This is a genomic window from Actinomadura scrupuli (assembly GCF_050971785.1).
Taxonomy (GTDB): Bacteria; Actinomycetota; Actinomycetes; order Streptosporangiales; family Streptosporangiaceae; genus Actinomadura_E; species Actinomadura_E scrupuli.
In genome coordinates this window covers 1,646,194-1,669,273 of sequence record NZ_JBPCCU010000001.1, presented here as the reverse complement: position 1 = coordinate 1,669,273, position 23,080 = coordinate 1,646,194, and the positions used below count along the sequence as shown (strand labels likewise).

The 23,080-nt window shown below is 67.8% G+C and carries 22 protein-coding genes; 15 read left to right on the top strand and 7 right to left on the bottom strand.

Going from position 1 to position 23,080, the window contains the following annotated elements; translation table 11 throughout:
- Positions 1-101 precede the first annotated feature (101 nt).
- Together ACRYCC_RS07550 and ACRYCC_RS07545 are read right to left on the bottom strand one after the other, a co-directional pair.
- Entirely contained in the window at positions 102-1,574 is a 1,473-nt protein-coding gene (locus tag ACRYCC_RS07550) for a sensor histidine kinase (protein WP_433809858.1), read from the bottom strand.
- Positions 1,571-2,305 carry a response regulator transcription factor gene (locus tag ACRYCC_RS07545; RefSeq protein WP_433809857.1) on the bottom strand — a complete coding sequence of 245 codons (735 nt, stop codon included), beginning with the start codon at positions 2,303-2,305 and terminating at the stop codon, positions 1,571-1,573. The genes ACRYCC_RS07550 and ACRYCC_RS07545 overlap by 4 nt, the downstream gene beginning before the upstream one ends.
- A 124-nt stretch (positions 2,306-2,429) precedes the next feature.
- Between ACRYCC_RS07545 and ACRYCC_RS07540 the strand changes: the two genes are divergently transcribed.
- The 7 genes from ACRYCC_RS07540 (at position 2,430) to ACRYCC_RS07510 (ending at position 8,536) form a co-directional block, all read left to right on the top strand.
- Positions 2,430-3,791 (top strand): ferredoxin reductase family protein, encoded by a 1,362-nt coding sequence (locus ACRYCC_RS07540; protein WP_433809856.1) that lies wholly within the window; start codon positions 2,430-2,432, stop codon positions 3,789-3,791.
- An 8-nt stretch (positions 3,792-3,799) separates the two neighbouring features.
- Positions 3,800-4,231 (top strand): FMN-binding protein, encoded by a 432-nt coding sequence (locus tag ACRYCC_RS07535; protein ID WP_433809855.1) that lies wholly within the window; start codon positions 3,800-3,802, stop codon positions 4,229-4,231.
- Positions 4,224-5,003, top strand: coding sequence for an FAD:protein FMN transferase (locus ACRYCC_RS07530; protein ID WP_433809854.1), 780 nt, complete (start codon positions 4,224-4,226; stop codon positions 5,001-5,003). The genes ACRYCC_RS07535 and ACRYCC_RS07530 overlap by 8 nt, the downstream gene beginning before the upstream one ends.
- Positions 5,004-5,122: 119 nt before the next feature.
- Positions 5,123-5,428 (top strand): ArsR/SmtB family transcription factor, encoded by a 306-nt coding sequence (locus ACRYCC_RS07525; RefSeq protein ID WP_433809853.1) that lies wholly within the window; start codon positions 5,123-5,125, stop codon positions 5,426-5,428.
- A complete protein-coding gene (locus ACRYCC_RS07520; RefSeq protein WP_433809852.1) occupies positions 5,425-5,877 on the top strand; it encodes an SRPBCC family protein in 453 nt (150 codons plus the stop codon). The genes ACRYCC_RS07525 and ACRYCC_RS07520 overlap by 4 nt, the downstream gene beginning before the upstream one ends.
- Before the next feature lie 230 nt (positions 5,878-6,107).
- On the top strand, positions 6,108-6,563 hold the full coding sequence (locus tag ACRYCC_RS07515) for a DUF6069 family protein (protein ID WP_433809851.1): 456 nt from the start codon (positions 6,108-6,110) through the stop codon (positions 6,561-6,563).
- Positions 6,564-7,306: 743 nt separating this feature from the next.
- Positions 7,307-8,536 (top strand): cytochrome P450 family protein, encoded by a 1,230-nt coding sequence (locus ACRYCC_RS07510; protein WP_433809850.1) that lies wholly within the window; start codon positions 7,307-7,309, stop codon positions 8,534-8,536.
- Positions 8,537-8,625: 89 nt separating this feature from the next.
- Here the strand turns inward: ACRYCC_RS07510 and ACRYCC_RS07505 are convergent, their stop codons facing one another.
- The 5 genes from ACRYCC_RS07505 to ACRYCC_RS07485 form a co-directional block, all read right to left on the bottom strand.
- Complete coding sequence (locus ACRYCC_RS07505) at positions 8,626-9,123, bottom strand: transcriptional regulator (RefSeq protein WP_433809849.1); 498 nt, start codon at positions 9,121-9,123, stop codon at positions 8,626-8,628.
- Between the two features lie 143 nt (positions 9,124-9,266).
- Positions 9,267-10,544: a PAS domain-containing sensor histidine kinase gene (locus ACRYCC_RS07500; protein WP_433809848.1), complete on the bottom strand. Its 1,278-nt coding sequence runs from the start codon at positions 10,542-10,544 to the stop codon at positions 9,267-9,269.
- A 663-nt stretch (positions 10,545-11,207) separates the two neighbouring features.
- Positions 11,208-12,710 carry a class II fumarate hydratase gene (fumC, locus tag ACRYCC_RS07495; RefSeq protein WP_433809847.1) on the bottom strand — a complete coding sequence of 501 codons (1,503 nt, stop codon included), beginning with the start codon at positions 12,708-12,710 and terminating at the stop codon, positions 11,208-11,210.
- Positions 12,707-14,440 (bottom strand): NAD-dependent malic enzyme, encoded by a 1,734-nt coding sequence (locus tag ACRYCC_RS07490; RefSeq protein ID WP_433809846.1) that lies wholly within the window; start codon positions 14,438-14,440, stop codon positions 12,707-12,709. The genes fumC and ACRYCC_RS07490 overlap by 4 nt, the downstream gene beginning before the upstream one ends.
- Positions 14,441-14,736: 296 nt before the next feature.
- Positions 14,737-15,489, bottom strand: coding sequence for a hypothetical protein (locus ACRYCC_RS07485; RefSeq protein ID WP_433809845.1), 753 nt, complete (start codon positions 15,487-15,489; stop codon positions 14,737-14,739).
- A gap of 154 nt (positions 15,490-15,643) precedes the next feature.
- Between ACRYCC_RS07485 and ACRYCC_RS07480 the strand changes: the two genes are divergently transcribed.
- The 8 genes from ACRYCC_RS07480 to ACRYCC_RS07445 all read left to right on the top strand — a co-directional run bounded on the left by ACRYCC_RS07480 (position 15,644) and on the right by ACRYCC_RS07445 (position 23,077).
- A complete protein-coding gene (locus ACRYCC_RS07480) occupies positions 15,644-16,111 on the top strand; it encodes a nuclear transport factor 2 family protein (protein ID WP_433809844.1) in 468 nt (155 codons plus the stop codon).
- Positions 16,112-16,376: 265 nt separating this feature from the next.
- On the top strand, positions 16,377-16,556 hold the full coding sequence (locus ACRYCC_RS07475; RefSeq protein WP_433809843.1) for a hypothetical protein: 180 nt from the start codon (positions 16,377-16,379) through the stop codon (positions 16,554-16,556).
- Between the two features lie 709 nt (positions 16,557-17,265).
- Positions 17,266-17,736, top strand: coding sequence for a hypothetical protein (locus ACRYCC_RS07470; protein ID WP_433809842.1), 471 nt, complete (start codon positions 17,266-17,268; stop codon positions 17,734-17,736).
- Positions 17,737-17,998: 262 nt separating this feature from the next.
- Positions 17,999-18,634 carry an SRPBCC family protein gene (locus ACRYCC_RS07465; RefSeq protein ID WP_433809841.1) on the top strand — a complete coding sequence of 212 codons (636 nt, stop codon included), beginning with the start codon at positions 17,999-18,001 and terminating at the stop codon, positions 18,632-18,634.
- A 203-nt stretch (positions 18,635-18,837) separates the two neighbouring features.
- A complete protein-coding gene (locus tag ACRYCC_RS07460) occupies positions 18,838-19,905 on the top strand; it encodes a LacI family DNA-binding transcriptional regulator (RefSeq protein ID WP_433809840.1) in 1,068 nt (355 codons plus the stop codon).
- 123 nt (positions 19,906-20,028) lie between these two features.
- Positions 20,029-21,387, top strand: coding sequence for an ADP-ribosylglycohydrolase family protein (locus ACRYCC_RS07455; RefSeq protein WP_433809839.1), 1,359 nt, complete (start codon positions 20,029-20,031; stop codon positions 21,385-21,387).
- Positions 21,388-21,497: 110 nt separating this feature from the next.
- Positions 21,498-22,256 (top strand): ABC transporter ATP-binding protein, encoded by a 759-nt coding sequence (locus ACRYCC_RS07450; RefSeq protein ID WP_433809838.1) that lies wholly within the window; start codon positions 21,498-21,500, stop codon positions 22,254-22,256.
- Positions 22,253-23,077, top strand: coding sequence for an ABC transporter permease (locus ACRYCC_RS07445; protein WP_433809837.1), 825 nt, complete (start codon positions 22,253-22,255; stop codon positions 23,075-23,077). Before ACRYCC_RS07450 ends, ACRYCC_RS07445 begins: the two co-directional genes overlap by 4 nt.
- Positions 23,078-23,080 lie beyond the last annotated feature (3 nt).

Here is a 23,080-nt window from a genome sequence, read left to right as displayed (position 1 = left end):
CGTCCCGAACCATCAGCCGGAGACTGATCGGTGGTTCACCGGCTCACACGCCCTGACCTGCCTGGTTCTCCTCCGATGTTCTCCAGGCCACTACTGCATCGTCACCATCGCCGGGGATCAGTCGGCTGGGAAGGGGGTTGACGAGTATCGGAGCGAAGATCCGGATCGGGTTTCGGGAGGCGGATGGTGAAGGTGGTGTGTCCGGGTTCGCTGTCGAGGGTGGCGGTGCCGTGGTGTGCGCCGGCGACCGCCTGGACGATGGCCAGGCCAAGGCCGGTTCCGCCGGCTCCGCGTGAGCGGCCGTGGTCGGCGCGGACGAAGCGGTCGAAGATGTCGGCTTGGAGGTCGGCGGGGACGCCCGGGCCGTCGTCGGTGACCTCGATGACGACGGCCGAGGGCTCCTGGGCGAGTCTGAGGGTCACTGTGGTCTCGGGCGGGGTGTGGGTGCGGGCGTTGGTCAGGAGGTTGGCGATCGCCTGGTGGAGGCGGTGTTGGTCGCCGCGGATCTCCACGGGTTCCTCGGGCAGGTCCAGCCGCCAGCGGTGGTCGAGGCCGACGGCGCGGGCGTCGTCGGCGGAGTCCAGGAGCAGCCGGGTCAGGTCGACGGGTTGGTCGTCGAGGGGGCGGCCGGTGTCGAGGCGGGCCAGTAGGAGCAGGTCGTCGACCAGGTCGCCCATGCGTGAGGACTCGGCCTGGATGCGCCGCAGCGCGTGGCGGACGTCGTCGGAGACCTCGGTCCGCTGTCTGAGGGCGAGTTCGGCGTGGCCGCGGATCACCGCGACCGGGGTCCGCAGCTCGTGGCTGGCGTCGGCGGCGAACCTGCGTAGCCGTTCCTGGCTGGCCTGTCTGCGTTCCAGGGAGTCCTCGATGTGTCCGAGCATGCGGTTGAACGCCTCGGCGAGCCGGCCGACCTCGGTGCCGGATCCACCGCCCGGAACCCGTTCGGGGAGTTCGACGTCGCCTCCGGACAGTGGCAGTTCCGCGACCTGCGAGGCGACGGAGGCGACCCGGTGCAAGGGGCGCAGTGCCAGGCGGACCCAGACGGCGGCGGCCACAGCCGCAGCGGCCAGTACGACGACGAACAGCACTGTCTCGACCAGCAGCAGCCGGTGCACGGTGATCTCGATCTGCTCCATGGGGAGCCCGGTGATCAGCACATCGCCGTCGTCGCCCTCCTGGGCCCGGATCCGGTAGGCGCCGATCTCCGAGAGGCGGACCGTGCGGAACCGGCCGGGCTTCAGGCTGGCCAGGGTGCTCTGATCGGCGGCTGAGAGGGGGACGGTCTCCTGGGTGCGTCCGCGTACGACGGCGTTGTCGGTCACCACCCCGTTGAAGAGCCTGGCTCCGAACGTGCCCTCGCCCTGGCCTCGGGTATCGGGACCGTTGTCGGCGTCAGGTCGCTCCCCATGCTCCAGGCTCGCTGGAAACCGTCCTCCTGAGGTGGTGAGCTGCTGGTCGAGCTTGCCGACGAGGAAGCCTTCGAGGCCGACGGAGGTCGCCAGTCCCACCACCAGGAAGCTGATCGCCATCAGGATGACGAGCCCGGCAGTCAGCCGTACCCATAGTGATCTCACGATGTCGACCGCAGTGTGTAGCCCACACCCCGGACCGTGTGGATCATCGGGGACCGGCCGGCGTCGATCTTCTTGCGCAGGTAGCTGATGTAGAGCTCCACCACGTGCGCCTGACCGCCGAAGTCATAACTCCACACATGGTCGAGGATCTGCGCCTTGCTCAGCACCCGGCGCCGGTTGCGCATCAGGAAGCAGAGGAGCTCGAACTCCGTCGGCGTGAGCTCGATCGGATCGCCGTCCCGGAAGACCTCCCTGGTGTCCTCGTCGAGTTCCAGGCCGTCCACCTTCAGCAGGCCGGGAGCTTCGGTCCGGCGGGCGATGCCCGCGCGGCGCACCAGGGCGTTGAGCCGGGCGAGAACCTCCTCCAGGCTGAAGGGCTTGGTCACGTAGTCGTCGCCGCCCGCCGTGAGGCCCGCGACCCGATCCTCGACGGCATCGCGGGCGGTGAGGAACAGCACGCAGATGTCGGCCAGCAGGGCTCTCAGTCCCTCCAGGACCCGGAGACCGTCTTGGTCGGGAAGCATGATGTCCAGGACGACGGCGTCGGGCCGGAACTCACGCGCCCGCGCCAGCGCCTCGCCGCCCGTCGCAGCGGTGACGACGGCCCAGCCCTCCGACCGGAGCATCCGGGAGACCACATCGAGGAGGTCCGGTTCGTCGTCGACGACGAGAACCCGGACCGGGGTCCCGTCTGCACGGCGCGGGCCGGGCTCTCCATCGATCGTCGTCATGACTCCTCATTGTGATCGGCCAACCTCTGAGTTTCCTCTGAGAGTCCCGCCGACCGCCCACCTCAGAGGGAATCCAGAGGTCGGTGTTCCACAGTGGCCGGGCAGACATCAAGGAGGGGCCTTCGTGACCATCATCGACCATCCCTTTTCCGATCTTGCCGCCGGGCACAGCCCTCCGCGCAGGTTGCGGCTGGGCGCTTGGCTGCCGACCGCGCTGATTCTTACGGGCGGCGCGATCGTGCTCGGCCTGTGGTGGCAGACGACCCCGGACGTCCGGGGCCCGGCCGGGTGGCTCACCGAGGCGGGCAGGATCAGCGGACTGCTCGCCGGCTACGGGTGCGCGGTCCTCCTCGGCCTCATGGCCAGGGTCCCGGCGCTGGAGCGGGGCGTCGGCACCGACCGGCTGGCCCGCTGGCACGCCATGGGAGGTCGCTACACCGTCTGCCTCGCCCTCACCCACGTCCTGCTCATCGTCCTCGGCTACGCGGCCGCCGACCACACCGACCCCATTGGCGAGGGCGCGGCGATCGTCCTGAACTATCCCGAGATGCTCAAGGGCACCGTGGGCTTCGCTCTCCTTGTGGCAGTGGGCGTCACCTCAGCCCGGGCCGCCCGCCGCCGGCTCCCCTACGAGGTGTGGCATCTGATCCATCTCGGGTCCTATCTGGCGATCTTCCTTGCTTTCTCCCACCAGCTCGCGCTCGGCGCCCAGTTCGTGCAGACCCCGGCGGCCAGGGTGTTCTGGTACGGCATGTACGGAACCGTCGCCGCCCTGATTCTGTGCTTCCGCTTCCTGCTCCCCGTACGACAGGCTTTTCGCCACCGCTTGAGGGTCGCTGGAGTCCGGGTGGAGGGGCCGGGCGTCCTGTCGGTCTACATCAACGGGCACCGGCTGGACGAGCTGGGGGCCGAGCCGGGCCAGTTCTTCCGCTGGCGGTTCGTCGCGCCGGGACTGTGGTGGGCGGCCAATCCGTACTCCCTGTCCGCGGCCCCCCGTCCCGGCCAGTTGCGGATCACGGTGAAGGTCGCCGGGAACCACAGCCAGGCGCTCGCCAGGCTACGACCGGGCGTCCGGGTCTGGGCCGAAGGACCCTACGGAGCCTTCACCGCCGCCCGCTCTCGCCGCGGACGCTCCCTGCTGCTGGCCGGCGGCGTCGGGATCACCCCGCTCCGCAGCCTGTTCGAGACGCTGCCGGGCGACGTAGTGCTCATCTACGTGGCACGCCGGGCCGGGGACCTCGCGCTCCGCACGGAACTGGATGCCATCGCCGCCGCACGCCGCGCCACGGTCCACTACTTCGTCGACGAACCCGCGGCCTACCGCTTGGAGCTGACCGGCCGTTCCCTGCGCCAGGTCGTACCCGACCTCGCCGAACGCGACGTCTTCCTGTGCGGCCCTCCGGGGATGGCCGCCGCCGCCCGCACCGCCCTGCGCGCCGCACACGTGCCCGCCCGGCGAATCCACCACGAATCCTTCGAGCTCTGAGGCCCATCATGCTCCGCGCCGCCGTCACCACCTCGGCCACCGTCGCCGGGATCATCCTGCTGCTGTCCCTCAAGCCCCATCAGGTCACACCCGCCCCGACGGCGACGACCTCCTCCGGTACGACGTCCACCGCCCAGCGGAAGGCGCCCTCCACACGGCCGGCGACCGGCACCTTCAAGGGCAACATCGTTCCCACGCGCTACGGCCCCGTCCAAGTGGCCATCACCATGAACGCCGGAAAGCTCACCAAGGTCACCGTCCTCCGGGCACCGAACGAGAACGGCCGCGACCGGGCGATCGCCTCCTTCGCCCTCCCTCAGCTCACCGACGAAGCCCTCTCCGCCGGCACCGCGAAAATCGACTCCGTGTCCGGCGCGACCTACACCAGCCAGGGCTACATCACCTCTCTGCAAAGCGCTCTGGACCACGCCCGTGGATGACGGCCTCCACCACGTCGAACACGTCATGGGCACCGTGTTCTCCTTCGACCTGCGCTGCCCCGCCACGACGGCCACACGCACCGCCCTCGACAAGGCGATCACCTGGCTGCACCGCATGGACGCGCTGTTCTCCACCTACCAGCCCGACAGCGAGATCAGCCGCCTCGCACGAGGTGAGCTCATGCTCCCGGCCTGCGCGCCCGAGGTCCGCCACGTCCTCGCATTGGGAAGGCGATTGGAGACCGAGACGGGCGGCTGGTTCAGCCTCACCGCCGCAGGTCTCCTCGATCCGAACGCCCTGGTCAAGGGCTGGGCCATCGAGCAGGTCTCCACACAACTGCACCGGGCGGGCGTCCAGGACCACTGCGTCAATGGAGGAGGCGACATCCAGACCCGCGGCGAGCGCTCCCCCGGCGAACCCTGGCGGATCGGTGTCGCCCACCCCCTCGACCGCGGCCGCCTGCTGACCGTCGTCGAGGGCACCGACCTCGCCGTCGCCACCTCCGGCATCACCGAACGCGGCGCCCACATCACCGATCCCCACACCGGCCTGCCGGTCACCGACCTACTCTCCCTCACACTCGTCGGTCACCAGCTCACCCGCCTCGACGCCCTGTCCACCGCGCTGTTCGCCATGGGCGAGACCGCCCTTGCCAAGCTGGACTTCGATCCCCGGTTCCACGCCCATGCCGTCACCCGCGACGGCCGACACCTCACCACCAACCGGAACAGTCTGGGAGAAGGTCAGGCTCTGTCCCGTATTCAATGGTGACGCTGAGTGATCCTCACTGCAGCAGGATGCGGCGGCGCAGGCCTCCTACGCCCAAGACGTCGGAGCCCGCACCTGCCAGCGGATTGACACGGGCGCGTCGAGACGCAATAGTAAACCAAATGATTCACCGTCAGTTCGCGGCCCTGGGTGACCCCACCCGCCTGGCCATCGTCGAGCGGCTCGCCCGCGGGCCGACGTCCGCCGGAGACCTCGCGGCACCGACGTCGATGTCGCTGCCCGCCGTGCTCAAGCACGTCCGCGTGCTCGAGGAGGCGGGCCTGGTGACGACCGTCAAGCGCGGCCGCGTGCGCGAATGCCGGCTGCGCGACGACGCGCTCGTCGCCGTGGCCACGTGGACCGCACAGCAGCAGGCGCTCTGGTCGACCCGGCTGGACGCTCTCGGCACCCTCCTGGAGGACACATGACCACCGCCCCGCTCCTGTCATTCGACCTCGACCGCACCTATCCCGCGCCGCCCGAGCGGGTGTGGGCCGCCTGGACCCGCGCCGACCTGCTGGAGCGCTGGGCCTGCCCCGACCCGGCCTGGCGCGTGTCGACCTGTGAGGTCGACGCCCGCGAGGGCGGGGGCTACCGGCTGCGGTTCGGCCCCCGCCCGGCCGGCGACGCCTACAGCGAGACGGCGACCTTCGCGGTCTTCGAGCCTGTGGAGCGGCTCGTGCTCGACGTGCTCACGGCGGGGGAGGACATGGCCGAGCGCTCCCGCTGCACGGTGCTGCTCCTGCCGGTCGAGGGCGGGACCCGGCTGGAGCTCACGGTCGAGGGCCTGTCGGACGCCCAGACCGCCGGGCACATGCGGGAGGGCTGGACGTGGTGCCTGGAGGGCATCGCCGCGCAGCTCGGCGCCGCGGCGTGATCACGCCGTCTCGTACACCAGGCTCTCCACGACGGTCACCTGGCCACCGGCGACACCCACCGACGCCGGCCCCATGACGCCACAACACACCCCCCGCCGGCCCAGCGGGACTCCGCCCCAGAGCGTTCCGTCCAGAGCGTGGTGCCCGGGCGTACTCCGGTCGACCCGACTGAATGACACCCCAGGGCCAGGACCGTCACGCGCCAGTTACCGAATGATGGAGGAACGACATGAACAGCATGAACGACACCGGGGAAGTCGCCGGCCCGGCACCGGGCCAGACCAGCCACCCCCACCGACTCCGCGGGCTCGCCGCCACCGGCCTCATCGCCACGCTCGCAGCGATGGTGGCCACCACCCTCGCCGCCGCGCTCGCCCAGGTCGGTGGCGTCGACTTCGAGGTCCCCGATGGTGGCGAGACGATCCCGTTGCCCGGATTCGCCGTGGTGACCGGCTTCTTCTCGGTCGTGGGCATCGTCATTGCCGCCGCTCTTCTTCGTTGGAGCGCTCGCCCCGCCGAGCGATTCGTGTGGACGGCAGTGTCGCTGACCGCGATCTCGTTGGTCCCGCCCCTCCTCTCCCAGGCGAACACCGCCACCACCACCGCCCTTCTCGGGCTACACCTCGTCCCGGCGACGGTGATGATCCCCACCCTGGCGCGGAGCCTCCGCAGCCGGACCGATTGACGATCGTTCACCGGGACGGAGCATGCCGCGACGGTCGGTTGTGGCTCCGCTGCCCCGCCGCTCGGATCACCACGGTGATGCAAGCGGACCGGCTGCGCAGGTGACGTGCGAAGGCATGCAGAACGGAGTATGCGTCCGTGCCAGGCCGATCAACTTGCGGATTGGACGACTCTCAATTGCCCCAATCATGTTCGTGTTGAGCGCGTACGGCCGCCCGATCAAACCCATGTCCCGATCATTCGCCCGACGATCAAGGTGTGGCCGGTATTCGGCCCACACGTCCCAGCGGTGAGACCGATACGAAACTCCGACCCGTTCGATGTCCAGCTGCATCGGAACGGTTAGCGGCTGACCCCCAGAGCCCAGCGGACGGCTAGCATAGCCGCAGTTCAACCGCTGCTCAGGAGCCTGTTACTCACTAGTAGTGACTAGGCGCCGTCCTTTGTTCCCGGTGGGCCGCGTTTCTAGACCAGGAAAATCCGTTCGCCCTCGGCTGTCGGCACTTTCAGGCCAGTACCCCACCTTGACCTGCATGGATATTATTTCTTACATCTCAGGTCAAGTCGCCTTGCCCGTCCGCCGACCATCGGCCTGTGGACCCGCGGCCGAATCGAGACCATTGCCACGCGTGGACGACACACGTAGAAGGAAGGGAGAGCGCATGCCGGATTCCGCTGCGGCCAGGTATTCATCAGGCGGAATCAGCGAAAGTCACCATGCAATTTACCAGTGGGGAGCATCGCATGTCGTCCGCGTCCGTTGCCAGATGTCCCGTTCTCGACCCCACGGCCCGCGCGATGCACGCGGAGGCTGCCGCGTTGCGCGCCCAAGGACCGGCGGTGCTCGTCGAGCTTCCAGGTCCCATCCACGCGTGGTCGGTCACCCGGTACAGCGTCATCCAGGCGTTGACCGGCGACCCGCGTGTCTCGCGCGACCCCCGCCGGCACTGGCCCGGTCTGGCCAACGTGCCCGAGGGCTGGTCGCTGGCCCCCATTGCCCTGCAACAGAACTTCGTCAACTCCCACGGGGAGGAGCACCGCAGGTCCCGCCGCCGCATAGCCTCGTCATTCTCGCCGCGGCGGGTCGAGCTGATGCGCCCGCAGGTTCAGGCGACCGCGGACCGCCTGGTCAAGATGCTCGCCGCCCTGCCGCCCGGGGCGACCGTCGATGTGCGGCAAGCCCTGGCGCTGCCGCTGACCATGACCGTCATCTGCGATCTTTTCGGCGTCCCCGACCAGCTGCGCGAAAGGCTCGGCGCCGCGATCGACGCCATCTTGGATCCGTCGGTCGATCCGGAGCGTGGGCTGGCCATTCAGACCGAACTCCACGACCGGCTCAGCGAGTTGCTGCGCTGGAAAAGGGAGCGTCCGGCCGCTGATCTGACCAGCGACCTGCTCCTGCCGTCCGAACCCGGCGAGGAGCCGACGCCGGACCCCGTGCTGCTCGACACCCTCCTCCTCATGATCGGTGCGGGCTACGAGACCGCCGTCAACCTCATCACCAGCGCCGTCCAAGCCCTGCTCACCCACCCTGAAAACCTTGCGCTCATCCGCGAGGGAGCCATCGGCTGGGAGGACGTCGTCGAGGAGACGCTGCGCGTCGAGGGCCCGGTCATGTATCTCCCGCTGCGCTACGCCGTCGAGGACATCGATCTCGGCGAGGGTGTCGTCATCCGCAAAGGCGATCCGATCATCATCGGCTTCGCTTCCGCCGGGCGCGATCCAGAACTCCACCCCGACCACCCGGAACGTTTCGACCCCACGCGGACCAGTAAGGAGCACCTGGCGTTCGGCCATGGGCCCCACTTCTGCCTCGGCGCGCACCTCGCGCGCCTGGAGGCGGACGTCGCCCTGACCACGTTGTTCAGGCACCTGCCCGACCTCGCCGTCGCCCACCCCGAGGAGCCCGCCCGCCTGCCGTCGTTCATCGTCAACGGCCCGGTGGGTCTGGAGATCGTCCCCCATCCGGCGTGACTCACAGGAGAGCGCTACGCGTCGCGTAGGCCAATGCGAGAACAACGGCGCCCCCTGGGGGGCGCCGTCCAGTGTTCACGTGGTGGCGCTCAGGCCGCGACCGCCGTCACGACGGACGCGACGAAGATCCACCACCAGTGCCACGCCTGGTCGAGGGCGTACGCCCCCGTCCCGAGCGAGGGGTTGTCATCCTTGTCGGCGCGCGGTGCGCCGAGACGGTACAGGTTGCCCTTGCCGGGGATGAGGGTGCGGCCGAGCCAGTTCACCAAACCCTCCAGGGTGGTTCGGCGGTCCGCCCAGTAGTGGGTGACCGCCGAGATGGCCTGCCCGGCGACAAAGCTGAACAAGGAGATCTGCAGGTCGAAGACTGCCCACATCGCGCCGGTTACCAGCGCTGTGCAGGCAGTGTAGGACGCCACGTGGCGCAGGCACGCCATGCGTCCCTTCCGCACGTGAACACCGTGCAGCACCTTGTCCTGGGATTGCCTGTCCGTTTGTACCCAGTGGTCGGCGACGTTGTGAGTGACGAGCATCGAGACGAGGACGACCGCGAAGGTCAGGGCAGTGACGATGTCTTCCAAAGACATGTTGGCCTCATGATCTTTGAGTTGCGGTCCGGGCTGACCCGAACGACCGGCACCGAGGGCCGGATGATCAGCACTGTCCAGGACCGGTGCCGATTGGCCACCGGAAGTCACAACTCGGAGAACCGGCCACTCGATGCGTAGTGCTAAAGGCCCGTGAGCCGCGGCTGACCTGTTGGACGCCCGGCCTCCTGGGTGGCGAGCGGGAGCCGGAGGACGAGTCGCCCGCCTGTGGGGTGGTCGGCGACGTACAGGTCACCGCCGTAGGCGTGGGCGATCTCGCGTGCGATGGACAGGCCCAGCCCGGTGCCACCGGCATCCAGATGGCGGGAGGCGATCGAGCGGTAGAAGCGGTCGAAGACCCGCTCGCGTTCGGCCGGCGGGATTCCCTTGCCGTCGTCGACGACCTCCAGGAACGCGTCGGGCGGGTCGGTGGTGACGGTGATCTGGATCCGGTGGGCGGCGTGCCGGTCGGCGTTGGTCAGCAGATTGCCCAGCAGCCGGGCCAGCCGTATCCGGGAGGCGTGCACCACCACTCCCGGGTCGAGCCGCGTGGAGACGGCAGTGGTGAGGGCGTGGCTTTTCAGCTCCTCGGTGACGAGCTGTCCCAGGTCGACCGGTTGGACGGGCGTCGGTGTGGCGGCGTCCAGCTTGGCGAGTTCGAGCAGGTCGGCGACCAGGTCGTTGAGCCGTTGTGAGTCCCGCAGCGCCGAGTACAGGACCTGCCTGGGATCGGCGTCGGGGTCGGCGAGCGCGTCCTCCAGTCGGGTCTGCAGCCCGGTGATCGGGTTGCGCAGGTCGTGGGAGGCGTCGGAGATGAACCGCCGCTGCTGGTCGATGGCCTGTTGTAGAGCCGACGCGATCTGGAGTTGCTGGTCATGGGCCTGCCTGAGCCGCTCGTTGAGCTCCTGGAGTTCGCGGGTGCGAGCGTAGACCTCGTCCTCTATCGCCACCAGCTCCATTCGGGTGCTGCTGGTGTCGCGTTCGCCGGATCGCCGTAGCCGCCGAAGGAAGGCGGTGACCTCCTCGAAACGATGAATGATCAGCCGCAGCTCGCCGTCCGGGCCGAAGACGGGCGCGTTGATCTGGTTCCAGTACCGTTCCGCGGACACTCCCGGTCTGCCGGGCACTTCGGCGCCGCGGCTCTGCAACGCCATGGTGTCCTGCCTTCCCGTCTCCACCACCCGCTCGAGGGAGGCGCGCAGCGCGCGTTGCCCGTTCGCGTCCGGGTCGGCAGGACCGCCGGAGAAGGCATCGAAGACGCTCCGGCCGAGCAGTTCCTCGAGCCTGTGTCCGGATGCCCTCACGCACGCCTCGTTCGCCGCGACGATGACGAAGTCACGCGTCAACAGCACGATCGGGGCCGGGAGAGCCTGGAACGCCGACTCGTAGTCGATCTTGAAGGTTCTCGGCGGAACGCTCATATGCCCAGGTTAGGCATGGAGACCGTGCCCGCCACCACCCAGGAGGGCCCTCAGCCCTGTCCCGCTCGAAACTAGAATCGGGTCGTTGACCTGAGGCTTTGCATTTGATCTACGCTGCTTGCTATTTCGTTGATGAGGCCGCCGAGTACGGGTTTCGTTTGATCCGCCGGTCGGCCAGGTCGACGACGGGCGTCGGCATCGCCGTGCCCTACGGTATGGCGCGTGCGGCGACGGTAGACCCCAGGTCGCATCGCTTGCGCAGATGGGGATAAGGCGTTACCTCGCCATGACATCGCCGAGCGAGTGCTCAGACGGGCGCAGCGTCTGGATTGGCTGATCCGGTCGCACCCCGGGTGTGGCTGTTGACGGCAACGGAACGCGCCAAGGGTCATCATGACCAATCAGAATTCTGCCCATCCGTTGACCGGTAGGCCATTTGCCGAAAGGAGCAATGCGATGAAGGTCAACGACCCCTTTGCCCGTCTGCCCGAGGTGCCCTTGTTCACCGCTACGAGCACTACGTTCATCGACGGCGATCCCTGGCCCGCCGAGCAGATGAAGGCCGGCATCCCAGGCGGCAAGGACGTCTCTCCTCAGCTGTCATGGAGCGGTGCCCCCGCGCGGCGCGCTTCCTGGGCGCGGCCCCACCGCCAGCGCCGCCCATCAGCCGGTGTGCGGGGCTTTGTGGCCGCCGTTGGCGCCGGCGACTCCGGGCCGGGTGAGGTGTTCGGGGACGACGACCTTGTCGTAGAGGTCCTGGCTGACGCCGGACTTGAGGGCCGCGTCTTTGAGGGTCAGGTCTTCGTCCAGGGCGCGGTGGGCGATTCGGGCGGCCTTGTCGTAGCCGATGACCGGGCTGAGCGCGGTGACCATCATGATGGACCGGTCGAGGTTGTCGGTGAGTTTCGTGGTGTTGAGCCGGGCCCCTTCGACGAGATAGGTGCGGAAGTGGTCGAGCATGTCCGACAGGATCCGCACCGAGTGCAGGATGTTGTTGATGATGATGGGGCGGAAGGCGTTGAGCTCGAAGTTGCCCTCCCCTCCGGCGATCGAGACGGCGGTGTCGTTGCCGATCACCTGAATGGCGACCATCATCATCGCTTCGGCCTGGGTCGGGTTGACCTTGCCCGGCATGATCGACGATCCCGGTTCGTTGGAGGGCAGGATCAGCTCGTGCAGACCGGTCCGTGGGCCCGACCCGAGCCAGCGCATGTCGTTGGCGAACTTGAACAACGGGGCGACCAGGGCGCGTACCGCCGCGGACACGCGCACCAGCGCGTCGCAGGAGGCCTGAGCGGCGAACTTGTTGGGCGCGCTGGTGAACGGGTACCCGGTGAGGTCGGCGATCCGCCGGGCGACCTCGTCCCCGAAGCCGGGTGGCGCGTTCAGGCCGGTACCGACCGCTGTTCCGCCGATCGCCAGCCGGTGCAGCCCGGGCAGGGTGCTGGTGAGGTGGTCGGTGGCGTCGGTGAGCTGGGCGACGTATCCGGACCACTCCTGGCCGACCGTGAGCGGGGTCGCGTCCTCCAGGTGGGTACGGCCGATCTTGACCACGTGTTCCCACTCGCGGCTCTTGGCCTCGGTGGCCTGGCGTAGCCGGTCCAGTGCCGGCAGCAGCCGGCTGTCGATCGCATGTACCGCGGCGATGTGCATGGCGGTGACGAAGGTGTCGTTGGACGACTGCCCCATGTTCACATGATCATTGGGGTGTACGGGGTCCTTGCTGCCCAGCCGGCCGCCGGCCAGCTGGACGGCCCGGTTGGAGATCACCTCGTTGACGTTCATGTTCGACTGGGTGCCGGAACCGGTCTGCCAGACGTACAACGGGAACTCGCTGTCCAGCTCTCCGCGGATGACCTCGTCGGCGACCCGGCTGATCAGATCGGCCTTCCACTGCGGCAGCCGGCCGGCCGCGGCGTTGACGATCGCCGCGGCCTTCTTGATGTAGCCGTAGGCATGGTAGATCGCCTTCGGCATCCGGTCGTCGCCGATATTGAAGTGGATCAGCGACCGCTGGGTCTGCGCGCCCCAGTAGTGGTCGGCCGGCACCTCGATCTCGCCGACGGAATCGGTTTCGGTGCGCGTACCGGAAGCCGTGAGCCCGATCGGCAGGTCCTGGATCGCCGGTCCGGTGTCGGTGCCTTGCTTGTCGGTGGCCATGGTCATCGTGCCTTGATCGGCCGGTACACCGGCTGCCACATCGCGGCTTCGACCTGCTGCTTGGGGCTGTGCAGGTCGGCGCGGGCCAGGTTCTCCCTGGCCGCCTGCTCGGCGACCGCGACGGCGACCGTGGCAGAGACCTCCCTGAGGTCGTCCACCTGAGGCAGCAACGACGCGCCCGGCGTCGAGACGTCCACCATCCGGCCGACCGCCTCGGCCGCGGCCCGGAGCATGTCGTCGCTGACCCGCCGCGCCCGCGACACGATCGCGCCCAGCCCCAGCCCCGGGTACAGCAGGGCGTTGTTGGCCTGCCCGATGGCGTAGGTGACGCCGTTGTAGGTGACGGGGTGGACCGGGATGCCGGTGGCGATCAGAGCCCGGCCGTCGGTCCAGCGGATCAGGTCGCCCGGCATCGCCTCGATCCGCTCGGTCGGATTGGAGATCGGGAAAATGATCGGCCTGTCGACACCGGCGGCCATGGCACGCACGGTCTCCTCGGTGAACGCACCGTGCTTGGTGGACGTGCCGAGCAGCATGGTCGGCTTGACGCGCTCCACGACCTCGCCGAGCCGGATACCGCCGTCCTCCTTGTGCCAGTCCGCGACCTCGGCGGCCGGCCGGGCGTAGCCAACCTGGAAGTCACGCAGATCGGTCATGTCGTCGGTCAGCAGGCCCGGTTTGTCGACCGGCCAGATCCGGCGGGTGGCGGTCTGCGGGTCCAGGCCGTCGCGGACCATCGCGTCGCGCAACTCGTCGGCGATCCCGATGCCCGCCGTACCGGCACCGAAGACCACGATCCGCTGGTCGTGCATCGGGGTACGGGACACCCGCAGGGCGCTCAACATGGCCGCGAGCACGATCGCGCCGGTGCCCTGCATGTCGTCGTTGAACGTGGAGATCCGGGACGTGTACTTCTCCAGGATCCGCCGGGCATTGGACGGGCCGAAATCCTCCCAGTGCAACAACGCGTGGGGGAACAGCCGGGTAGCGGCCGTCACGTAGGCGTCGATGAAGTCGTCGTAGCGCTCGCCGCGCACCCGCCCGTGCCGGTTGCCGACGTACGCCGGGTCGTCGAGGAGTTTCTCGTTGTCGGTGCCCACATCCAGCGCCACCGGGATGGCCCGCGTCGGGTCGATCCCGGCCGCGGCGGTGTAGACGGCCAGCTTGCCTGCGGAGATACCGGCGCCGCCGCCCACCCCCCAGTCCCCGATGCCGAGGATCTCCTCCGCGTCGGAGGCCACGATCAAGTCAACGTCCTCCGGACCCATTCCGAGGTTCTCAAAGGCCCGCTCGATACCGTCCACGTCGTCGATGGACAGGTAAACGCCACGCGGCCGGCGGTACTCATGCCCATAGTTCTCGATCGCCTGCGCGACCGTCGGGTCGTACACGATCGGCAGCATCTCCCGCAGATGATCAGACAGCAACCGGTAGTACAGCACCTCGTTGCGGTCCCGCAGCGCCTCCAGATAGACGTTCTTGAGCAGGTCCGTCGACTGCTTGCGGTACTGCGCGTACACCCGGCTGACCTGCTGATCCATCGTCTCGACCGCCGACGGAACCAACCCGTCCAGCCCCAACTCGGCGCGTTCCTGGGGGGTGAACGCGGTCCCCTTGTTCAGAAGCGGGTCCCGCAGCACCTCCAAGCCCCGAACGGAGGTGACGTAATCACCCTCTGGCGTCTCTTCGAAGATCCGGCCAGTCCCGGTCGGCCGTTTGTTTCCGCCAGCAGACATCGTCGCCCCCAAGGCTTCCCGCTCCCGCCCGTTTACCGGGAGCACTTTGACCGCTTCGCACTCTTTGGCCCTGTCCGGCAGCGGGCTAGATCATGTCAGAACGGAATTAAAGCCTCTTCCAATACCGTCCCACTTCGACATGAGCGCTACAAAGCGGGGGCGATCGGCCCGCGTGTATCAAAGAGGCGAGACCTGGTGCCGCAGCACGGCATTCCCGTGATGCAAGGCGACCAAATCGATCTCATGGGTGATCGGCGAACAAAGATTTATTTACGAATGGCGTGTGCTGTCTGCGCTCAGAGTCCGAACGCTTCGGTCACTCGCCCGGCCAGGTCATCTTCGGTCATCATGGTGTCGACCTCGATGATGGGCAGTGCCAGGCGCTTCGTTTCCTCGTAGAGGCGCCCGGTGAACATCCGATCGCGTGAGAGCTGGTTCCGCAGGGCCATCTCCGGATCACTGGTCTTCCGGGCGATCTCCCACAACGAGCCCCGGTTGTCGAATGCGACTCGACGGAACTCGGGCGTCGGGAGTAGCCAGACGGCGTGGCCGGGAACGGCAAGAAGGGGTTTGACCAGGTGCGGCAACAGCCGGAAACCCTCGACGATCACACCGGGTTCCCTCGGCAGGCGCAGGAGGTCTTCGACGATCAGGCCGAAACCCTCGCCCCGGAACCAGTGGAAGGTCTCGAGCATCGTTTCCGGAGACCGGTTCACCCATCGCTCGTCCATGTCCATGTTCTTGAACTCGCCCAGGAACGGACTGTCTTCGGGTGTGCTCCGGTTGGCGTGATCCGACATCACGTCGTCGGTCGCGTAGAGACGCAGACCGTGCCGATCTGCCATTCGACGGGCGATGGTCGACTTGCCCGCACCGCTCCCGCCGCCGATCCAGTAGACATGCCGGAGCCGTGCCCGCAGCTCTGCGTCGGCGGCGTTCTCTCCGTATTGTTCAGGTCGCATTCGGGTCGAATCCTTCGCGGTGGCGCTTGCTCCAGCGGCGTCGGCTGATGCCGGCGGCATAGAAGGTCCAGTCTCCGGCAGCGGCACCCCGATCCTTGTCGGCGCCGACACCCCGGCCCTGCGGTTCAGCCGCATCCGCAAGGGCGAGTACGTCCCCGAAGCCACCTCGACGCCCCGCAGCACTAGCAGCTCGACGTTCCCGGCCCTTGTGCCGAATGAGAACGCGTTCTAGTTTTGGGGCGTGGACCTGATCGCGATCGAAGAGATCCGTACGCTCAAGTACCGCTATCTCCGGACCCTGGACCTGAAGCAGTGGGACGAGTTCACCGACACCCTGACCGCCGACGCGACCGCCGAGTACGGGACCGCAACGCAGGGCCGGCCCCTGACGTTCACCAACCGCGATCAGATCGTCTCGTACATGCGGGATGCGCTCGGACCGGCCATCACGACCGTGCACTCCTGTACCCATCCCGAGATCGCCATCGACGGGGAGACCGCCACCGGCAGCTGGTGCCTGGAAGATACGGTCCTCGTCCCCGAGTACAAGCTGTTGATCAAGGGCGCCGCGTACTACAGCGACCGGTACCGGCGGGAGGACGGGGGATGGCGGATCTGCCACACCGGCTACGTCCGGACCTACGAGGCGACCATCCCACTCGGCGATCTTCCTGGCTTCAAGCTGACCGCCAATCTCTGGGGCGGCTGAACCGGACAGCTCACGAGCCGACGGCGGGACCCGGCCGACCGCCGACGTCGATCCGGTCGCGCCACGGCGGCACGTGGAGTCATGGGCCGCGCCGGACGGCAGATATGGGCGCATTGGGAACGAGCACCAGCGGAAGTGGGTGTCCGCGAGAACCTGCTCCTCATCGTGGGGCTTTCGGCCGGTTCACTGTTCCTGTTCACAGCAATGGCGCCGTTCACCGAGCATCGGGCAGAGGCGCTGCCGTCCCTGTCGGTAGGGTCGTGTGGTGACTGGGCGGAAGGGCCGCTGGCCCAAGGTCGACCATGGCAGCGGCATCGATGATGCGGCGCTGCCCATCCTCGAGTGGCTCGCGGAGCAGGGCGTGAACGCGATGCTCAGAGTCGACGCTGAGAGGCTGGCCGAGGGGCGTCCCCCTGGACCTTCGCGGCGAGCGGCGGTCCGCTGAGTAGGGGTATGCGGGCCGATGGGATCAGCGCCGAGGTGTGCCTTTCGCTGGCTGTGGCCAGGCTGCGTGAGCTCGGCGTGGATGTGCCGTACTGATCGCTTCTCGCGTGGCCTCCCCTGGGTGCGGGCATGCCGAGGCCGACCGGCCCTCGGTGTCTGGCTCTGACGGCTTCATCGCGTTTGCCGAGCGAGGTTTCGAGGTGAGGAAGACGCGACGCTCGACCTACACGTGGACGAGCTTGACGAGGGCGAACTGACCGTACCGGCGTGGGGCGTTCGTGTGCTTCTCAGGGCCCGGCACCAGCGCGGCGGCTCGGCAGCCCGATCACGCTTTGGGCGATCACAGCGCCCCACCTGCCATGTTCTCGCACCCGGTTTGCTAAGGAACGCACATATCCTTCCCCGGGGTTTTAACCCATACATGCCTATTCAACTCGCCGACCTCTTGCGATCCTGGCCGGTTCAGTCAAGAAGTGCGAGGCGGGACCCACATAGAGTGAACAATTGGACACGCAATGGCTTATTGACTCAATTATCCAATAGGTTGACAAGTGATCTTTAGATTTAGCGTTGACCCCATCGCTGCAATTGTTTATCTTTGCTGCGGAACGCGTTCCTAGAGAGGCCGGAACATCATGCCAAGCCAGGCATGACATTTCTGCTCCCACCCCTCAATTCTCTGTTGCACGTGTCCAAGAGGAGGACCCTGCATGAGGCCCCGCACCGTGTTCGCCGGTCTCGCCACCGCGGCCGCCACCGCCTGTCTGATGACGACCCCCGCCCACGCCGCCACCCCGGGACTGGTCGATGGCACCGCCTCCGCGCTCGGCTACAGCTGCAGCTTCGCCAACGCCGCCACCAGCGACACGCCGCCCAACACCCTCACCGTCGACCGCGCCACGATCGTCCCGCAGTGCGGCAGTGGCGTCAGCCTCAGCCTCGCCAACTCGCCGACGATCAGCTTCGACGACACCGCCGGCACCGCTTCGTCCGACCGGATCGATGTCAGCGGCAGCGCGCTCGGCATCACTTGCACGTACCGCGTGACCAACGCATCCATCACGCGGGACGGGACGACGCGCGCCTACGCCGGCGGCCCGTTCACCGCCACCAAGATCTCCGGCACCTTCCTGTGCCCGGCCACCACGACGGTGGATTCCGTCGCCTTCACCTTCCACTGACCCCCCGACACTGATCCCGAGGCACTGATCCCCGGGACGACCGACGATCCCGGGCGGGACTCCTGCTTGAGTCCCGCCCGGCACCGCATGGACTCGGCCGGCACGATGATGGTCGGCGGCGCTGACCCGCAGCAGGTCGGCGAGCTCGGCGGCGTGCTCGGCCCGCAGGACGAGACCCGGTGGTGTCGAATGGCGTCGAGCGTGTTCGTAGCCAAGGTGAGAGGCCGGCAACGGGCCGGTCGCCACTCGCCGGAGGTCCACGATGTCCCTCACCACCCCCGCTAACACCACCACCGCTCCCGTCAAGCCACTGATCACCCGTGGCCTGACCGCCGCGGCGACCACGGCCGTCGCCGCGGCGGGTGACCCGAACGGCAGCGCACCGCACGAGATGGCGGGGAGCGTGCACACCGTGGGCCCGGAAAACGTGAGCGCCACCTTGACTGTCGCCGTGCCCGCCGCGAGGGTGTTCGCGCTGCTGGCGGAACCGACGACCCATTCTGCGATCGACGGCACCGGCTGGGTTCAGGAAACTGTCGACCGGGCGCCGCTGACCGAGGTGGGGCAGATTTTCCGGATGGACATGTATCACGCCGACCATCCCAACGGTGACTACCAGGTGGTCAACAAGGTCCAGGTGCTCGACCCGCCGCGCGCCATTGGCTGGCTGACGGGGCAGGACAAGGGCGACGGTCAGCTGGAGTTCGGCGGCTGGATCTGGCGTTACGACCTCGCTCCGCTCGGTCCGTCCGAGACTGAGGTCACGCTCACCTACGACTGGTCCGCGGTGCCGCAGTACATCCGGGAGTACCTCCAGTTCCCGCCGTTCGGCCCTGAGCATCTCACCAACTCGCTGCGCCACCTGGCCGAGCTCGCCGCACCGACGTCCCGGGCCTGAACGCCTCGGCGGCCGAACACCGCTCGGATAGCCCACCCGTGGTGCACGTGCGTCGAAGATCTTTTGCGCCACGGCCCGGGGGGAGCCTTCGGCGTGACGCCATAGGGGGCGAGACCGAAGTGCTCCAGCGGGCGGGGGAAGGCCGACCGCCTCGCAGATTCATCTGGCGGACATGGGTTGACACAGCAGTCCCACGTCCCGCTATGGTACAGGCCAATCTCTTGCAAAACGATTTGCATGCCCTGGGCGAGGAAGGTGACGCAGTGCCGCGCAAGCCTGACCGTCCCAGCATCGCGAGCGTGGCCGCCGCTGCCGGTGTCAGTGCGACCACGGTCTCCCATGCCATGAGCGGCAAGCGGGCCGTGTCCGCGGACACGCGCAAGCGGATCCTGGAAGCCATCGAGCAGCAGGGCTACCGCCCGAACATGGTGGCGAAGAGCCTCCGCAGCCAGAGGACCCAGTCGGTGGCTCTCCTGCTCGTCGACATTGCAAACCCCTACTATCCCGCCGTTGCTCGCGCCGTTCACGACGTATTGGCGACCGAAGGCTACGTCTCCTTCATTGGTAACACCGGCGGCGACGCCGAGACGGAGCGGAGACTTCTCGAAGAAATGGTGGCGCGCGGTGTGGACGGCGTGGTCATGCAGCCCATGGCGCTCTCCGTCGCGCAGGTGCGGGACATCGTGGGCTCGGTAATGCCGCTCGTCATCACTGAAGCCGACGGTGACGTGGCCGCCGACTGCGTGGTAACCGACGACGCCCGTGGTCTCACTGAGGCCGTCGGTTACCTTGTGCAAAAGAACATGCGCGAGCTCGGGTTCATCGTCGGGCCGCCGGGCGCGGTCACCGGACCGCTTCGATTGGCCGTGTTCCGAGCGGTCGTCGCCGCGGCGGGGCTGGAGGTACCGGAGCGGTGGATCGAGTATGGACCGTTCACGCGCGACGGCGGAGCCGCAGCGGCAGCACGCCTGCTGAGCCGCGCCGATCGTCCTCGCGCAGTACTCTGCGGCAACGATCTGATGGCGATCGGTGCCATGGAGGCCGCACGCATGGCCGGCCTGAGGGTTCCCGAAGATGTCGCCATCGTCGGATTCGATGACATCGAGACGGCGGATCTCGTCACGCCCCGGCTGACGACCATCGTCAACCCCGCTTCGGCGGTTGGTGACGCCTCTGCACGCACCATCCTGTGGCGCGTCGAGAACGGCCCGGATGTCCCGTACAAGCGAATCATTCTCCCCACTCACCTGGTCGTCAGGCAGTCAGCCTGACCCTGTTCAAGGAGCGAACCTTGGCGTAGGCCACTGTCGACACCCACGCAAATCGATTTGTGTGCAAATCGATTTGTCAATGGCCCTGGCTTTCAAGTAACAGACGGGAAAGATCCGAAGCTCATGACTCAGACCCATGTCCGCTCCGCCATCGAGCTCGACGAGGCGTATCGGAACAGCACCTACGATCCGCTCTTGCCCAGGGACCTTCTCGCGGACGAGGTCGCCCAGCGTCGCGAGAGCGGGTACGACGTCGACAACGTGGTGCGCGCCGCGAACGCCACCGATCCGGAGGACCACGCCGCGGTGCTCGCCCTGGTCGACGCAATGGGCGACAGTACGCGCCCGCCCGGCTGGGAGTACGAGGAGCCCGAGTCACTCGAGGACATCCGCGCCGCCGTGGCCTCCTCGCCTGCTGTCACAGTGGACATGAACGGCTACTCCGACAAGGTGCACGCGGCGTGGCTGGGACGCATCGCCGGCTGCAACCTCGGCAAGCCGGTCGAGCAAGGGGACCATTGGACCGTCGAGCGCATTCGGGACTACCTGACGCTCGCGGACGCGTACCCGCTCACGGACTACTTCCCCGTCCTCGAACCCATGCCGAAGGGCTTCGAATTCGAGGAGAACTGGCCTGAGACCACCCGCGGGCGCGTCAACGGATCTGCGCGTGACGACGACATCGACTATGCGATCCTCGCACTTCATCTGCTCGAGACACATGGTCCCGCACTGCGCCCTGAGCATGTCGGCGAGGCATGGACGACGCTGTTCCCCCTGCTTCAGATTTACACGGCAGAGCGGGCGGCCTACATCAACCTCGTCAACGGGCTGCAGGTTCCGCGGGTCGCCCGTTTCCGGAATCCCTACCGCGAGTGGATCGGCGCGCAGATCCGCGGCGACGTCTTCGGCTATGTGAACCCGGGCAACCCGTGGGCCGCCGCCGCACTCGCCTACCAGGACGCCACGCTCTCCCATACCGGCAACGGCATCTACGGGGAGATGTGGGCCGCCGCCCTGGTGGCGAGCGCCTTCACCGCGTCCGACGCCGCGGAGGCCGTCGACGCCTCGCTGACCGTCGTGCCGCCTCGGTCGCGGCTGCACGAGGCCCTCAGCCACGTCGTTCGCCTCCGTTCCGAAGGCGTGACCTGGGAGACCGCGCTGTCCGAGATCCGGTCCGCGTACGGCCAGTACTCGTGGATCCACACCATCAACAACGCCGCCGCCGTCACGGCCGCCCTGCTGTGGTCCGACGACGACTACACGACCGCTGTCGGCAAGGTCGTCATGAGCGGCTGGGACACCGACTCCAACGGTGCGACCGTCGGCTCGGTCGCCGGCATCCTCACCGGCACCGGAGCGCTCCCCCCTCACCTCATGGAGCCCTTGCACGACCGAACCCGCTCGGCGCTGTTCGGGTTCGACGACTCCGCCATCTCCGATCTGGCCGCGCGCACGGTGCGCCTCGCGCGGAGCGGCTGACGGACCGCCGGCCCGCATGGCCCCTGTCAACGAATCTCTCGATCAACGGAGATAAGGATGGACCTCCTGCCCACCGAACCGGTGGCCCGCGGCGCCCTCGGGACGCCGTCATGACGGACACCAAGCTCACCATCAACAGCGTCGAGGCCAGGTTCGGCGAGACACTTGCCCTGGCCAAGATCGATCTCGAGGTCAAGAACGGGGAGTTCGTCACCTTCGTCGGCCCGTCCGGCTGCGGCAAGACCACCCTGATGAACGTGATCGCGGGTCTGCAGCAGCCGGCCTCCGGCCACGTGATGATGGACGGTGCGGACATCGCCGGCAAGCCCGGCCATGTCGGCTACATGTTCCAGAAGGACCTGCTGATCCCCTGGCGCACGGTCACCGGCAACATCGTGCTGGGCGCCGCGCTGACCGGCCGTGCCACCAAGGCGGACCGGGCGGCCGCGCGGGAACTGGCCGCCAGGTACGGCCTGGGCGACTTCGTCGACCACTACCCGCACGCCCTCTCCGGCGGCATGCGGCAGCGCGTGGCGTTGATGCGCACGCTCGCCTTCCACAAGGACGTTCTGCTGCTGGACGAGCCGTTCGGCGCCCTGGACGCGCAGACCCGCCTGGAGATGCAGCAGTGGCTCCTGGAGGTCTGGGCCGACTCGGGACGCACGGTCCTGTTCATCACACACGACGTGGACGAGGCGGTCTTCCTGGCCGACCGCGTGGTCGTCATGTCGGCGCGGCCGGGTCGCATCCAGGCCGTACACGAGGTCGCCGTGCCCAGACCGCGGACCGTGGACACCCTGATGACCCCGGAGTTCATGAAGCTCAAGAGCCAGGTGCTGTCCGGCCTGTACCACAAGGAGGCCGAATGAGAGCCCTCCGGTCGGCGACGCCGCTGCTCGCCGTCCTGCTCGTGCTGGCGGTCTGGCAGTTCGCGGTGAGCATCCTCCACGTCCAGTCCTACGTACTTCCCAGCCCGCAACAGACCTGGCAGGCCCTGAGGGATGACTGGGCCAACGTCCATTCGCTGGCCGGGCAGACCCTGTACGAGTCTGTGGTCGGCTTCGTCACCGGTACCGGGACGGGCTTCCTGCTCGCCGTCGCGATGGCGCACGTGACGATCGTGCACCGGGTTCTGTACCCGATCCTGATCGCCACCCAGGCCGTCCCCATCGTGGCCATCGCGGCACCCCTGGTGATCATCCTCGGCTACGGCCTGGCCCCCAAACTAGTGATCGTCGGCCTGATCGTCTTCTTCCCGGTGGTCGTCAACGTGCTGGACGGGTTGAACAGCATCGACCACGGCATGGTCAACCTCGCCCGCTCCATGGGCGCGGGACCGGCCAAGATCTTCCTGCTGGTACGCCTCCCGGCCACCCTCACCCCGCTGTTCTCCGCGCTGAAGCTGGGTGCCGCGTACGCCGTCACCGGCGCGGTGATCGGCGAGTGGACCGCCTCCATCACGCCTGGCCTCGGTAAGGACCTGCTGCTGAAGAACTCCCGGCTGGACACCGCCGGTGTCTACGCCGACGTCCTGCTGCTCACCACGATCGGCCTCGGCGGCTTCCTACTGATGACGATCCTCGAACGCGTCTTCACTCCCTGGCGAACCCGGGGAACGGCCCGCCGCTGGTTCCGCCGCACCACACCCGCAGAGTTCCGCCGTACCGCACCCGCAGAAACGAAAGGCTGACCT

Excerpts from the sequence above, each read along its gene's own strand:
- ACRYCC_RS07545 (WP_433809857.1), bottom strand. The coding sequence starts at position 2,305 with ATGACGACGATCGATGGAGAGCCCGGCCCGCGCCGTGCAGACGGGACC.
- ACRYCC_RS07535 (WP_433809855.1), top strand. The coding sequence starts at position 3,800 with ATGCTCCGCGCCGCCGTCACCACCTCGGCCACCGTCGCCGGGATCATC.
- ACRYCC_RS07525 (WP_433809853.1), top strand. The coding sequence starts at position 5,123 with ATGATTCACCGTCAGTTCGCGGCCCTGGGTGACCCCACCCGCCTGGCC.
- ACRYCC_RS07520 (WP_433809852.1), top strand. The coding sequence starts at position 5,425 with ATGACCACCGCCCCGCTCCTGTCATTCGACCTCGACCGCACCTATCCC.
- ACRYCC_RS07515 (WP_433809851.1), top strand. The coding sequence starts at position 6,108 with ATGAACAGCATGAACGACACCGGGGAAGTCGCCGGCCCGGCACCGGGC.
- ACRYCC_RS07510 (WP_433809850.1), top strand. The coding sequence starts at position 7,307 with ATGTCGTCCGCGTCCGTTGCCAGATGTCCCGTTCTCGACCCCACGGCC.
- ACRYCC_RS07505 (WP_433809849.1), bottom strand. The coding sequence starts at position 9,123 with ATGTCTTTGGAAGACATCGTCACTGCCCTGACCTTCGCGGTCGTCCTC.
- ACRYCC_RS07500 (WP_433809848.1), bottom strand. The coding sequence starts at position 10,544 with ATGAGCGTTCCGCCGAGAACCTTCAAGATCGACTACGAGTCGGCGTTC.
- fumC (WP_433809847.1), bottom strand. The coding sequence starts at position 12,710 with ATGACCATGGCCACCGACAAGCAAGGCACCGACACCGGACCGGCGATC.
- ACRYCC_RS07490 (WP_433809846.1), bottom strand. The coding sequence starts at position 14,440 with ATGTCTGCTGGCGGAAACAAACGGCCGACCGGGACTGGCCGGATCTTC.
- ACRYCC_RS07470 (WP_433809842.1), top strand. The coding sequence starts at position 17,266 with ATGAGGCCCCGCACCGTGTTCGCCGGTCTCGCCACCGCGGCCGCCACC.
- ACRYCC_RS07465 (WP_433809841.1), top strand. The coding sequence starts at position 17,999 with ATGTCCCTCACCACCCCCGCTAACACCACCACCGCTCCCGTCAAGCCA.
- ACRYCC_RS07460 (WP_433809840.1), top strand. The coding sequence starts at position 18,838 with ATGGTACAGGCCAATCTCTTGCAAAACGATTTGCATGCCCTGGGCGAG.
- ACRYCC_RS07455 (WP_433809839.1), top strand. The coding sequence starts at position 20,029 with ATGACTCAGACCCATGTCCGCTCCGCCATCGAGCTCGACGAGGCGTAT.
- ACRYCC_RS07450 (WP_433809838.1), top strand. The coding sequence starts at position 21,498 with ATGACGGACACCAAGCTCACCATCAACAGCGTCGAGGCCAGGTTCGGC.
- ACRYCC_RS07445 (WP_433809837.1), top strand. The coding sequence starts at position 22,253 with ATGAGAGCCCTCCGGTCGGCGACGCCGCTGCTCGCCGTCCTGCTCGTG.